Genomic DNA, 13,017 nt, shown 5'->3' on the forward strand with positions numbered 1-13,017 from the left:
GGATCACCTCCTTTCTAAGGAGCATCTGCACTGCGGTCTTCGGATTGTCAGTGGAGGCCACGCGGTCGGCGAACGATCGACCGGTGGAGCTCAATATTGTGGATGCTGGCTAATGCATGACCATGGATTGCTCGGGGAGTTAGTACTGCTGCTTGCAGCGTGGAAGGGTCTTCGAGGGGTTTGTGTGAGTGTTCGGTACGCTGTTGGGTCCTGAGAGAACACGTGAGTGTCTTTCAGTGATCGGGCTGATCCAGCCCACGAACCAGTCGGTCAGTGTGACCGGGTAGGCGTGGACGGAGAAGGATCAGCGTCGGTTTGTTCTTTGAGAACTGCACAGTGGATGCGAGCATCTTTGTGGCAAGTTATTAAGGGCATACGGTGGATGCCTTGGCACCAGGAGCCGATGAAGGACGTAGGAGACTGCGATAAGCCTTGGGGAGCTGTCAACCGAGCTGAGATCCAAGGATTTCCGAATGGGGAAACCCGGCCCCAGTCATGTGGGGTCACCCACGTCTGAACACATAGGGCGTGTGGAGGGAACGCGGGGAAGTGAAACATCTCAGTACCCGCAGGAAGAGAAAACAACCGTGATTCCGTGAGTAGTGGCGAGCGAAAGCGGAAGAGGCTAAACCGTATTCGTGTGATACCCGGCAGGGGTTGCGTGTACGGGGTCGTGGGACCTGTCTGATCGTTCTGCCGGACGGTCGAGGAGTCATAAAACACTGTGGTTAGCGGAACGTGTCTGGAAAGCGCGGCCGTAGAGGGTGAGAGCCCCTTACGCGAAAACCTAGTGTCTCCTGACGGTGTTCCCAAGTAGCAGCGAGCTCGTGGAATTTGCTGTGAATCTGGCGGGACCACCCGCTAAGCCTGAATACTCCCTGGTGACCGATAGCGGACTAGTACCGTGAGGGAAAGGTGAAAAGTACCCCGGGAGGGGAGTGAAATAGTACCTGAAACCGTGTGCCTACAATCCGTCGGAGCCTTACGGGGTGACGGCGTGCCTTTTGAAGAATGAGCCTGCGAGTTAGTGCTACGTGGCGAGGTTAACCCGTGTGGGGTAGCCGTAGCGAAAGCGAGTCCGAATAGGGCGTCAGAGTCGCGTGGTCTAGACCCGAAGCGGAGTGATCTAGCCATGGCCAGGGTGAAGCGTGGGTAAGACCGCGTGGAGGCCCGAACCCACCAGGGTTGAAAACCTGGGGGATGAGCTGTGGTTAGGGGTGAAAGGCCAATCAAACTCCGTGATAGCTGGTTCTCCCCGAAATGCATTTAGGTGCAGCGTCGTGTGTTTCGTGCCGGAGGTAGAGCACTGGATGGTCTAGGGGGCCCACAAGCTTACCGAAATCAACCAAACTCCGAATGCCGGTACGTGAGAGCGCGGCAGTGAGACTGCGGGGGATAAGCTTCGTAGTCGAGAGGGAAACAGCCCAGAACGCCGGCTAAGGCCCCTAAGTGTGTGCTAAGTGGGAAAGGATGTGGGATCGCACAGACAACCAGGAGGTTGGCTTAGAAGCAGCCACCCTTTAAAGAGTGCGTAATAGCTCACTGGTCAAGTGGTCCTGCGCCGACAATGTAGCGGGGCTTAAGCACACCGCCGAAGCCGTGTCATTGACACGGAAGTGTTGATGGGTAGGGGAGCGTCGTGCAGCCAGCGAAGTGCCGGAGTGATCCAGGTGTGGAGGCTGTGCGAGTGAGAATGCAGGCATGAGTAGCGAAAGCAGAGTGAGAAACTCTGCCGCCGGATGACCAAGGGTTCCTGGGCCAGGCTAATCCGCCCAGGGTAAGTCGGGACCTAAGGCGAGGCCGACAGGCGTAGTCGATGGACAACGGGTTGATATTCCCGTACCCGTGTGAACGCGCCCATGGCGAGGCTTGTGATGCTAACCGCCCAAAGCCCATCGTGATTCTTCGGATGATCGGTGACGTGGAGCGCGGGAACCGAACTTGTAGTAGTCAAGCGATGGGGTGACGCAGGAGGGTAGCTCCGCCAGTGAGTGGTAGTACTGGTGTAAGCGTGTAGGCCGGTGTGTAGGCAAATCCGCACATCATGAGGCTGAGACGTGATGCATAGCCGATTGAGGCGAAGTAGAGTGATCCCATGCTGCCGAGAAAAGCCTCTAGCGAGCTTTCACGCGGCCCGTACCCCAAACCGACACAGGTGGTCAGGTAGAGAATACCGAGGCGATCGGGCGAACTGTGGTTAAGGAACTCGGCAAAATGCCCCCGTAACTTCGGGAGAAGGGGGGCCGAGGGATTTGAAGCCCCTTGCGGGCTAGGATTTTTCGGCCGCAGAGACCAGCGAGAAGCGACTGTTTACTAAAAACACAGGTCCGTGCGAAGTCGCAAGACGATGTATACGGACTGACGCCTGCCCGGTGCTGGAACGTTAAGGGGACCGGTTAGCTCTTCGGGGCGAAGCTGAGAACTTAAGCGCCAGTAAACGGCGGTGGTAACTATAACCATCCTAAGGTAGCGAAATTCCTTGTCGGGTAAGTTCCGACCTGCACGAATGGCGTAACGACTTCTCGACTGTCTCAACCACAGGCCCGGCGAAATTGCACTACGAGTAAAGATGCTCGTTACGCGCGGCAGGACGGAAAGACCCCGGGACCTTTACTATAGCTTGGTATTGGTGTTCGGTTCGGCTTGTGTAGGATAGGTGGGAGACTGTGAAGCGGCCACGCCAGTGGTTGTGGAGTCGTCGTTGAAATACCACTCTGGTCGTACTGGATGTCTAACCTCGGTCCGTGATCCGGATCAGGGACAGTGCCTGGTGGGTAGTTTAACTGGGGCGGTTGCCTCCCAAAGAGTAACGGAGGCGCTCAAAGGTTCCCTCAGCCTGGTTGGCAATCAGGTGTCGAGTGCAAGTGCACAAGGGGGCTTGACTGTGAGACCGACAGGTCGAGCAGGGACGAAAGTCGGAACTAGTGATCCGGCCATGGCTTGTGGAAGCGTGGTCGCTCAACGGATAAAAGGTACCCCGGGGATAACAGGCTGATCTTGCCCAAGAGTCCATATCGACGGCATGGTTTGGCACCTCGATGTCGGCTCGTCGCATCCTGGGGCTGGAGTAGGTCCCAAGGGTTGGGCTGTTCGCCCATTAAAGCGGTACGCGAGCTGGGTTTAGAACGTCGTGAGACAGTTCGGTCCCTATCCGCCGCGCGCGTAGGATACTTGCGGAAGGCTGTCCCTAGTACGAGAGGACCGGGACGGACGAACCTCTGGTGTGCCAGTTGTCCTGCCAAGGGCATTGCTGGTTGGCTACGTTCGGAAGGGATAACCGCTGAAAGCATCTAAGCGGGAAGCTCGTTCCTAGATGAGGTGTCCCACCCCTTTGTGGGTTAAGGCCCCCAAGAGACTATTGGGTTGATAGGCCGGAGATGGAAGGCCAGTAATGGTTGGAGTTGACCGGTACTAATAGGCCGAGGACTTGTCATGAAGACGCTACGCATCCACTGTGCGGTTCTGAAGGAACCGAACCGACCATCACCGGTCGCTGACTGGCTCCCTGGTGGGGGTTGGGCGCGATGGGTGGTGCTGTGTGGTTGGTTATCTTCATAGTGTTTCGGTGGTCATTGCGGTTGGGGAACACCCGGTCCCATTCCGAACCCGGTAGTTAAGCCTTCCAGCGCCGATGGTACTGCACTCGTGAGGGTGTGGGAGAGTAGGACGCCGCCGAACATTTTTTCCCTGTGGGGCGCACGGTTTTCCGTGCGCCCCACAGGGCTTTTTTGCGTTAACCTCCCTGCCCATGGCCGATGTGGTGGTGCACGAGGACCCCGTCGAGTTCTGGGCGCTGGCCGGGGACTTCTTCCGCGCGGACCCCGTCCGGCACACCGCGTGCATCGCCGTCGTCGAGCAGTGCCTGCGCCAGCCCGAACCGCCCGCTGTCGAGTGCGTCACCGTGCACGACGGCGGGCAGCTCGTCGCGGCGGCCGTGCGCACCCCGCCTCGGGGCGTGAACCTCAGCGGCGTCCCCGCGCCCTGGGCCGACGTCGTCGCCCAGGCGTACGCCGAGCGCGGCGACCTGCCTGGCGCCGGAGGGCCGCGCGAGAACGTGGAGGCGTTCGTCCTGCCCTGGTCGGTCCGCACCGGGGCCAGCGCCTACCAGTCCAAGGAGCTGCGGCTCTTCCGGCTCGACGAGCTCACGCCGCCCGACGTGCCCGGCTCCGCGCGGGTCGCGGGCGAAGCGGACTTCGACCTCCTGGTCGGCTGGCGTGCCCGCTACGCGGTGCAGGTCGGCGAGGCCGACCTGCACGACGAGGAGAGCGCCGCCGCGGCCATCCGCCACCGCGCCGCCGCCGGGTACGCGGACCTGCTGTGGCAGCACGGGGACGAGCCGGTGTCCTGGGCCGCCGTGAACCCGCCCGTGGCGGGCATGTCGCGCGTCGGCCCCGTCTACACCCCGGTGGAGCACCGCGCGCACGGCTACGCCTCCGCGATCACCGCAGCCGCCTCCGCCTGGGCGCTCGACCGCGGCGCCGAGCACGTGCTCCTGTTCACGGACCTGGCCAACCGCACCACCAACACGATCTACCCCGCGCTCGGCTACCGGCCCGTCGCGGACGCCGTCGACTTCGTGTTCTCCCCGCGCCGCCCGACACCCCTGGGCCGCTGACCGCCGCTGGTCCACGATCACGCCTAGTCCACGACCACGCCTAGTCCACGACCACGTCCGCCGCCGCGGCCCTGGTGACCGGCCGGTTGCGGGCGTGCGAGGAGAACACCAGGGACGTCGTGGTCTCCCCGTAGCGCAGGGCCAGCTCCACGAACACCTCCAGCTCCGCCATCGACCGGCACACCACCCGCAGCAGCCAGCAATCGTCCCCGGTCACGTGGTCGGCGTCGCGGACCTGCGGCATGGTCACCACGCGCTCGCGGAACCGAGGCGTGTCCAGGCTCCGCACCCGGACCCGCACCACCGCCTCGATCACCAGCCCGAGCCGCTGCGGGTCGACGGTCGCCGAGTAGCCGGTGATGATCCCGGCCTGCTCCAGCCTGCGCACCCGCTCGGTCACGGCGGGCGCGGACAGCGACACTCGGCGGGCCAGCTCGCTGAACGACATCCTGCCGTCACGCTGGAGCAGCTCCAGCAACTTCCAATCCAGATCGTCCGGTTCCACCGGGGAATCGTAGGCGCGCGGCCCGGAACACCTGGGTTTCCGCCTGGGCCCGGCAGGGGCCGCGCGGGGAGGATCTCCCCATGTCGAACGCACTGCGCTTCCCGCCCGCCGACCCCGCCACCGCCGCCGCCTTCTTCGCCGCCGAACTCGCCTTCGAGACCGACCCGGACGACGTGGCCCGCGACCTGGCCGCCGGGACCGCGACCGGCTACCTGCTCGTGGAGACCAGGAGCGCGGAGCGGTTCGCCGAGCTGCGCGTGCCCGGCGCGATCAACCTGCCGCACCCCGAGATCAGCGCCGAGACCACGGCGGACTGGGACCGCGACCTGGTCTACGTCTGCTACTGCGAGAGCGCCCAGTGCAACGCGGCCACGAAGGGCGCGCTGAAGCTCGCCGAACTGGGCTTCCGGGTGAAGCGCCTGTCCGGCGGCATCACCGCCTGGCACGCGGCGGGCTTCCCGGTCGAGGGCGACGCCGTCGAACGCGCCGGGGCCACCGCCGCCGGGAACGCCGCCGCCGGGAGCGCCGCTGCGGGGGGAGCCGCCCCCGGTGGAGCGGCCGGGCAGGCCCCGGTCATCGCCTGCGGTTGCTGAACCCCGGCGGTGGCACGGCCCTGCGACGGTGGTTGCAGGGCCGTCCCCGCTCCCGTGCCCGGTCCGGCGGCGGGCCGGTCCGGTGCTCCCACCCGGCCCGCGCGGGCCCCTGACCAACCCCTGACCAACTCTGACTAACCTCGTTCAGGTGACCCGAATCCTCGTGATCCAGCCCGGCGCCGACGACCCCATCGGCCCCCTCGGCGACTGGCTGGAAGCCGCAGGCGCCGAGCTGGACCTGGTCAAGCCGTACGAGCAGCCCGTCCCCGCGCTGGACGGCTACCGGGCCGTCGTCTGCCTCGGCGGCGCCATGGGTCCGCTGGACGACGTCGACCACCCGTGGCTCGCCGACGTCCGCAAGGCCCTGTCCGGCGCGGTCTCCCGGAAGATCCCGGTGCTGGCCGTGTGCCTGGGCGCGCAGCTGCTCGCGGTGGCCACCGGCGGCCAGGTCCGGCGCGCCCCCTCGGGGCCCGAGGGCGGCCCGCAGCTGATCGCCAAGCGGGACGCCGCCGGGCGCGACCCGCTGTTCGCCGACCTGCCGTGGACGCCCGACGTGATCCAGTTCCACCGGGACGAGGTGGGGCTGCTCCCGCCGTCGGCCGAGCTGCTGGCGTCCTCGCCGAAGTGCGACAACCAGGCGTTCCGGGTCGGGGAGAGCGCCTACGGCGTCCAGTTCCACGTCGAGACCACGCCCGAGGTCGTGCTGGGCTGGGCGGCGGCCTCGCCGGACGTGGCCGAGGCGGGTCGTCCGGGCTGGTTGGAGCCGGAGCGGCTGGCCGAGGCGCACGCCGACGTGGCCGAGGTCTGGCAGCCGTTCGCCGAGCGGTTCGCGAAGCTGGCGTCCGGCGAGATCAAGCCCGCTATGTCCGGTATGCCGCTTCCGCTGGTGTGACGAACATCGGTCGGCGCATGAGTTAACGGAGTGTGCATGTAGCGTTCACCCGCAAACCCTTACGCAACCTAATCGGTTGAGCCGAAGGACTTTACGGGTGGACGTCTCACTCCTCGTCGTCACCGTCATCGTGACCGCTCTGGTCTTCGATTTCACGAACGGCTTCCACGACACAGCCAACGCGATGGCCACCTCGATCGCCACCGGAGCGCTCAAGCCGAGAACCGCGGTCGCGCTGTCGGCGGTGCTGAACCTCGTCGGCGCCCTGCTGTCGGTGGAGGTGGCCAAGACCATCTCCGGCGGCATCGTCGACGACGCCCTGATCACCCCGGCGGTGGTGTTCGGCGGACTGGTCGGGGCGGTGCTCTGGAACCTCGTCACCTGGTACCTGGGCCTGCCCTCCAGCTCCTCGCACGCCCTGTTCGGCGGCCTCATCGGCGCCGCCTGGGTCTCGGCGGGCGCCGACGCGGTGCACTTCGCCAAGGTCCTGGACAAGGTGGTCGTGCCCGCGCTGGCCGCGCCGCTGGTCGCCGGGATCGTCGCGCTGCTGGCCACCAGGCTCACCACCCGGCTGACCGCCGGCGTGCGGGGCGCGGTGGCGGGCAAGGGCTTCCGCGCCGGGCAGATCGCCTCGGCCGCCCTGATGTCGCTCGCGCACGGCACCAACGACGCCCAGAAGACCATGGGCATCATCACCCTCACCCTGATCACCGCGGGCACCCTCGCGCCCGGCGCCGAGCCGCCGATGTGGGTCGTGGTGAGCGCCGCCGTGGCGATCGCGCTCGGCACCTACCTGGGCGGCTGGCGGATCACCCAGACCCTCGGCAAGGGCCTGACCACGATCGAGCCGGTGCAGGGCTTCGCCGCGCAGACCAGCTCCGCCGCGGTGATCCTCGCGTCGTCCAACCTGGGCTTCGCGCTGTCGACCACGCACGTCGCGTCCGGCGGCATCACCGGAGCCGGCCTGGTCAAGGGCCGGAACGCGGTGCGCTGGGGCGTCGCGGGCCGGATGGTCGCCGCCTGGGTGCTGACCCTGCCCGCCGCCGGTCTCGTCGGCGCGCTCGCGGGCTGGGTCGCCGACAGCGGCACGGCCGGGGTCGTGGTCGTCGCGGTCACCGCCGTGCTGGTGTCGCTGGGGATCTACGTGCTGTCGCGCCGGGAGCCGGTGCTGCCTGAGCAGGTCGTGGACGAGGGCCCCGCCTCCGCGCGGGAAGTGGGAGGGGTGGCGGCGTGAAGGTCGACTGGGGAGCCCTCGGCTCCGTGTTCGGGGTCAGCCTGGTGGTCGTGCTGGGCCTGGTGGCGCTGTTCTCCGCCGCGCTGCGCGGGCTGTCCGCGCGGGAGGTCGCCCGCGAGGGCGGCGGCAGCGGGACGACGGGCCTGTCGGTGGCCGTGACCTGCTTCGCGGCGTGCGCTGCCGTGGTGCTATTCGGGATCTATTTGATCGTCGCGCGCTGATCCGGTGCGCCGGGCGGCGACGGGACTACGGTGTGCTGCGATGACCGATCCAGCACGCTCCTCCACGTCGCCCGCGCGCTTCGGGCTCACCGACCCGCGCAGCGGTGACCACCTGCGCGACGCGGGCTGGTGGGACGACCGGGGTCCCACCGGCGGGGTCGACCCGGTCCTGTCCGCGCTCGCCCGCAGCCCCGACCCGGACCTGGCGCTGCTGGGCGTCGACCGCCTCCGCGCCTCGCTGGGCGGGCGCTGGCCCGAGCTGGACGCCGCGCTGCGCGCCGACGAGGTGGTGCGCGGCAGGCTCCTGGCGGTGCTCGGCTCGTCCACCGCGCTGTCCGACTTCCTCGCGGCCAACCCGGACCGCTGGACGGCGCTCGCGGGCGCCGACCCGGTCGACCCGGCCTCGTTCGTCCCCGCGCTCGTGCGGGTGGTCGGCGCGGACGACCCGGTGCGCGAGCTGAAGCTGGAGTACCGGGCGCTGCTGTGCCGGATCGCCGCCGAGGACCTGGCGCACGTCGTCGAGCCCGAGCTGCCGTACGTGCCGTACGACGACGTCGCGGGGCTGCTGTCCGACCTCGCCGTCGCCGCGCTGCACGCCGCGCTGGAGGTCGCCCGCACCCAGGTGCCCAGGGCCGACGAGTGCCGGTTGGCGGTGATCGCGATGGGCAAGTGCGGCGCGCGGGAGCTGAACTACGTCAGCGACGTCGACGTGGTGTTCGTCGCCGAGGGCGACACGGGCGTGGCGACCCGGCTGGCGAGCACGCTCATGCAGGTCGCGGGCAAGGCGTGCTTCGAGGTGGACGCGGCGCTGCGCCCCGAGGGCAAGGCGGGCGCGCTCGTGCGCACCCTGGACGGGCACGCCTCCTACTACCGGCGGTGGGCGCGCACCTGGGAGTTCCAGGCGCTGCTCAAGGCCCGGCCGGTGGTCGGCGACGCCGAGCTGGGGCAGCGGTACCTGGAGGTGGTGCGCCCGCTGGTGTGGACCGCCGCCGAGCGCGAGGACTTCGTGCCGGACGTGCAGGCCATGCGGCGGCGCGTCGAGCAGCACGTGCCCGTCGGGCTGGAGGAGCGCGAGCTCAAGCTCGGGCGGGGCGGGCTGCGGGACGTCGAGTTCGCGGTGCAGCTGCTCCAGCTCGTGCACGGGCGCGGCGACGAGGAGCTGCGCATCCAGGCCACCACGCAGGCGCTCGCCGCCCTCGGGCGCGGCGGGTACGTGGGGCGGGCCGACGCGGCGGACTTCGGCCGCGCCTACCGGTTCCTGCGCACCCTGGAGCACCGGTTGCAGCTGCAGAAGCTGCTGCGCACCCACCTGTTCCCGGCCGACGGCGACGAGGCGGCGCTGCGCTGGCTCGCCCGCGCCTCCGGGCTGCACGCCGAGGGCGGCCAGTCCGAGGCGCAGGTGCTGCTCGCCGAGTTCCGCAAGCGCGCCAACCAGGTGCGCAGGCTGCACGAGAAGCTGTTCTACCGGCCGCTGCTCCAGGCCGTGGCGAACGTGCCGACCGAGGCGCTGCGGCTGACCACCGGCGAGGCGGTCAACCGGCTGGCCGCGCTCGGCTACACCGCGCCGGACGGGGCGCTGCGGCACATCGAGGCGCTCACCAAGGGCGTGTCGCGGCGGGCCCGCATCCAGGGCGCGCTGCTGCCCGTGCTGCTCGACCAGCTCGCCGAGACCCCCGACCCGGACGGCGGGCTGCTGTCGTACCGGAAGGTGTCCGAGGCGCTCGCCGAGACGCCCTGGTACCTGCGGCTGCTGCGCGACGAGGGCGCGGTCGTCGACCGGCTGGCGGCGCTGCTCGGGTCCTCGCGGCTGGTGCCGGACCTGCTGGTGCGGGCCCCCGAGGTGCTGCGGCTGCTCGCCGACACCGAGGCGCTCCTCGGGCGGGACCCGATGACCGTGGGCAACCCGCTGCGCAGCACGGTGTCCCGGCACCACGACCTGGACCGGGCGGTGACGGCGGCGCGCTCGCTGCGGCGGCACGAGCTGCTGCGGGTGGCGTGCGCGGACCTGCTGGGGCTGGCGACGCTGCGGACGGTGTGCGTGTCGCTGTCCGAGGTGTGGGTGGCGGTGCTGGAGGCGTCGCTCGACGCGGTCGTGCGGGCGTCCGGCGAGCCCAGGGCGCGGATCGCGGTCATCGGGATGGGCAGGCTCGGCGGGCGGGAGCTGGGGTACGGGTCGGACGCGGACGTGGTGTTCGTGTGCGAGGCGGTCGGCGGGGCGAGCGACTCGGAGGCGGTGCGGTACGCGAACGGCGTCGTCGAGCGGGTGCGGCGGCTGCTGAGCGCGCCCAGCCAGGACCCGGCGCTCCAGGTCGACGCGGACCTGCGGCCCGAGGGCAGGCAGGGGCCGCTGGTGCGGACGCTGGAGTCGTACCGGGCGTACTACGCGCAGTGGGGCGAGCTGTGGGAGTCGCAGGCGCTGCTGCGGGCGCGGGTGATCGCCGGGGACGACGAGCTGGGCGCGCGGTTCGTGGCGATGATCGACCCGGTGCGGTACCCGGAGGGCGGGCTGGACTCCGGGCAGGTGCGGGAGATCCGGCGGATCAAGGCGCGCGTGGAGGCCGAGCGGCTGCCGCGCGGCGCGGACCCGTCGACGCACACCAAGCTGGGGCGCGGCGGGCTGGCGGACGTGGAGTGGACGGTGCAGCTGCTCCAGCTGCGGCACGCGGCCGAGGTGCCCGCGCTGCGGACGCCGTCCACGGTGCGGGGGCTGCGGGCGGCGCAGGAGGCCGGGCTGGTGTCGGCGGAGGACGCCGAGGTGCTGCGCGAGTCGTGGGTGCTGGCGACGCGGGCGCGCAACGCGGTCGTGCTGGTGAGGGGCAAGCCGGGCGACCAGCTGCCCACGGCGGGGCGGGACCTGGCGGCGGTGGCGGCGGTGATGGGGCACGCGCCGGACGACGCGGGGGAGTTCCTGGACTCCTACCGGCGCGCCACGCGGCGGGCTCGGGGCGTGGTGGAGCGGGTGTTCTACGGGTCGTGAGGCGGCCTTCGGGGCGGCCCTGGGGGGTGAAAACCTGGGGGTGCCCCTGGAGGGTGGCCCTCAGCCGTCCTCGCGCGAGCGGTGGTTGTGGGGCGGGTCCTGCCGACGTCGGACCCGCCCCGCGGAACGGCGGGTCACGCCTCGTCGGGCGCCTCGTCGGCGGTGGGCACGGTCGCGAGCAGGTCCACGACCCACTCCTCGACCAGGGTGTCCTCCTCGCCCTCCTCTTCCAGCACGAGCCGGTTGGACACCCGGACCCCGAGGCCGAGCACGTCAGCCGCGGCGATGGCCTCGATGGCCTCGGCCGCGGAGTCGTAGATGTTGGTGGACAGCACCTGCGCGGGGGTAGCGACGTCTTCAGACACGGCGTGACAGTAGCCCGCCGGACCGCCGCGGGCACGGTTCGCCGCGCAACGACTTTGTGTGGGACTGCGGTTACGCGCTGTTCAACTGGGGTGGTTTCCAGGCCACTCAGCATTGACCGAGAGTTATTTTTTGCCGAGACTGAGGGTCCCTCTGCTGGGTGACACCCCTGCGCCCGAACGAAGGACGCTATGAACCGAGAGCAGACCTCGCACCACCGGAAGAAGGGTGGCGCGGCCCTCAAGACCACGTTCGCCGCACTGGGCGTGCTGGTCCTGCTGGGCGTGGTCCAGGCCGCCACCGCGGGCACCGTGGGCGTGGGCGCGCTGAGCGTGGACCTGCGCGGTTCCGCCACCCCGACCACGTCGGCCCCCGCGGGCGCCCCCGAGCCGCTGCTCCCCCCGAGCACCCCGGCCGAACCGGCCCCGGACGCCGAGACGAAGGTGGTCGAGGGCTCGTGGAAGCAGGCGAGGGGCCTGCTCACCGCCGAGATCACCAAGGTCGAGACCGTCGACGGCCGCATCCGCCTGCACCTGACGGCGGTGAACGCGAGCACGGCGAAGATGGACATCCCGCTCACGTCGATCACCGCGAGGGACGACGCGGGCGCCGAGTACGCCGCCACCCCCACCAGCCGCTGGTCCGGCGCCCTGGCCAAGGGCGCGACCACCACGGGCCAGATCGACCTGGACGACCCGAGACCGGCGACCGCGACCACCCTGACCGTGACCCTGTCCGACATCGTGGGCTCCCTGGCCCCGACCGGCGGCGCGATCACGGTCCAGAACGTCCCGCTGCCGTAGCCGACCGAGAAGCCCCGCTCTCCCCAGGGGAAGGGCTTCCGCGTCGCCGGGACGCGGCGGATTCGGCGCCGGTCAGAGGAGGAGCGCGCGGCTGAGGTGCGTCGTGCTCGTGGTGGTGGCGCTGGGGTGCTCCGCCGCGAAGAGCTCTGACTTGCCTGCCTCGTTCGCGCAGCCGATGGCGCGGGAGCGCGCTCGTCGCGCGGCTCGGAGGTCGGTGAGCGAGTCGCTGACCGGGGTGCACCTCACCGCGGGGACCGCCACCGCCTCGCAGGCCCGGTGCGGCAGCAACGGGTTCGGCTTCAGCTTGCCCGGTTCGGGGTCGGTGCGGGCCGACACGGTGCGAATGAGTCCGGCGAGGCCGTGCAGGCTCAGGTAGGCGCTCACCGCGTCCCGCGAGTTGTTGCTCACCACCGCCAGGGGACGCCCCGTCTCCCACCAGGCCTGGATCAGCTCCACCGCCCCGGGGGTCGGCTTCGCGGCCGTGACCGCCTCGACCTCGTGGGCGCGCAGCGCCGCCCCGGTGTGGCGGTTCGCCTCCGCGCCCAGGGACGCGGCGTGCTCCAGGACCACGAACGGGTCCTCGGAAGCGGCGACACGATCAGGCAAGCCGGTGTGACCGCCACCGGCCAGAACGCCTCGGAGCAGGTCGGCCACCTCGCGCGCCGGGAAGTTCGAGGAGACCGCGCAGACGGGGCCGTCGAAGTCCAGGAACAGGGCGTCGGTGGTCGCGAGGACGCGGCTGAGCGCTTTCAGGTCGTCCACCGGCACCCGGTCCGCGGTCACCCCGCAGTTCTACCCGCACCCGACGCCCACC

General features: G+C 69.5%; 10 protein-coding genes and 3 rRNA genes (1 of these 13 running past the window's edge). 10 read left to right on the forward strand and 3 right to left on the reverse strand.

All coding sequences use genetic code 11. From position 1 onward, the window contains the following. The 4 genes from CNX65_RS04465 to CNX65_RS04480 form a co-directional block, all read left to right on the forward strand. Positions 1-14 (forward strand): 16S ribosomal RNA (locus tag CNX65_RS04465); it begins 1,502 nt to the left of the window's first position. A gap of 341 nt (positions 15-355) precedes the next feature. Further along, positions 356-3,435: ribosomal RNA gene (locus CNX65_RS04470) — 23S ribosomal RNA — on the forward strand. 126 nt (positions 3,436-3,561) lie between these two features. Continuing rightward, a 5S ribosomal RNA gene (gene rrf, locus CNX65_RS04475) occupies positions 3,562-3,678 on the forward strand. Together the 16S, 23S and 5S rRNA genes form the textbook arrangement of a ribosomal RNA operon. 70 nt (positions 3,679-3,748) lie before the next feature. Further along, a complete protein-coding gene (locus CNX65_RS04480) occupies positions 3,749-4,615 on the forward strand; it encodes a GNAT family N-acetyltransferase (protein ID WP_157767492.1) in 867 nt (288 codons plus the stop codon). 40 nt (positions 4,616-4,655) lie between these two features. Here CNX65_RS04480 and CNX65_RS04485 read toward each other — a convergent pair whose 3' ends face one another. Beyond that, positions 4,656-5,120 (reverse strand): Lrp/AsnC family transcriptional regulator, encoded by a 465-nt coding sequence (locus tag CNX65_RS04485; RefSeq protein WP_096491633.1) that lies wholly within the window; start codon positions 5,118-5,120, stop codon positions 4,656-4,658. Between the two features lie 80 nt (positions 5,121-5,200). Here CNX65_RS04485 and CNX65_RS04490 point away from each other — a divergent pair, with 80 nt between their 5' ends. From CNX65_RS04490 to CNX65_RS04510, 5 genes are all read left to right on the forward strand, one after another. Beyond that, positions 5,201-5,713, forward strand: coding sequence for a rhodanese-like domain-containing protein (locus CNX65_RS04490; protein ID WP_096491634.1), 513 nt, complete (start codon positions 5,201-5,203; stop codon positions 5,711-5,713). A 148-nt stretch (positions 5,714-5,861) separates the two neighbouring features. Then, complete coding sequence (locus CNX65_RS04495; RefSeq protein ID WP_096491635.1) at positions 5,862-6,605, forward strand: type 1 glutamine amidotransferase; 744 nt, start codon at positions 5,862-5,864, stop codon at positions 6,603-6,605. Positions 6,606-6,702: 97 nt separating this feature from the next. Continuing rightward, positions 6,703-7,839, forward strand: a complete 1,137-nt coding sequence (locus CNX65_RS04500) for an inorganic phosphate transporter (RefSeq protein WP_096491636.1) — start codon at positions 6,703-6,705, stop codon at positions 7,837-7,839. Next, positions 7,836-8,060: a hypothetical protein gene (locus CNX65_RS04505; protein WP_012783534.1), complete on the forward strand. Its 225-nt coding sequence runs from the start codon at positions 7,836-7,838 to the stop codon at positions 8,058-8,060. Before CNX65_RS04500 ends, CNX65_RS04505 begins: the two co-directional genes overlap by 4 nt. Positions 8,061-8,100: 40 nt before the next feature. After that, positions 8,101-11,037: a bifunctional [glutamine synthetase] adenylyltransferase/[glutamine synthetase]-adenylyl-L-tyrosine phosphorylase gene (locus tag CNX65_RS04510; RefSeq protein WP_096491637.1), complete on the forward strand. Its 2,937-nt coding sequence runs from the start codon at positions 8,101-8,103 to the stop codon at positions 11,035-11,037. Positions 11,038-11,171: 134 nt separating this feature from the next. On the opposite strand, the gene CNX65_RS04515 is transcribed toward CNX65_RS04510, so the two are convergent. Continuing rightward, entirely contained in the window at positions 11,172-11,402 is a 231-nt protein-coding gene (locus CNX65_RS04515; RefSeq protein WP_096491638.1) for a hypothetical protein, read from the reverse strand. Positions 11,403-11,591: 189 nt separating this feature from the next. Between CNX65_RS04515 and CNX65_RS04520 the strand changes: the two genes are divergently transcribed. Further along, on the forward strand, positions 11,592-12,203 hold the full coding sequence (locus CNX65_RS04520; RefSeq protein WP_096491639.1) for a hypothetical protein: 612 nt from the start codon (positions 11,592-11,594) through the stop codon (positions 12,201-12,203). 72 nt (positions 12,204-12,275) lie between these two features. Here CNX65_RS04520 and CNX65_RS04525 read toward each other — a convergent pair whose 3' ends face one another. Further along, complete coding sequence (locus CNX65_RS04525) at positions 12,276-12,986, reverse strand: HAD family hydrolase (RefSeq protein ID WP_096491640.1); 711 nt, start codon at positions 12,984-12,986, stop codon at positions 12,276-12,278. Between the last annotated feature and the right edge of the window lie 31 nt (positions 12,987-13,017).

Origin of the sequence: Actinosynnema pretiosum (assembly GCF_002354875.1) — a bacterium.
GTDB lineage: Bacteria > Actinomycetota > Actinomycetes > Mycobacteriales > Pseudonocardiaceae > Actinosynnema > Actinosynnema auranticum.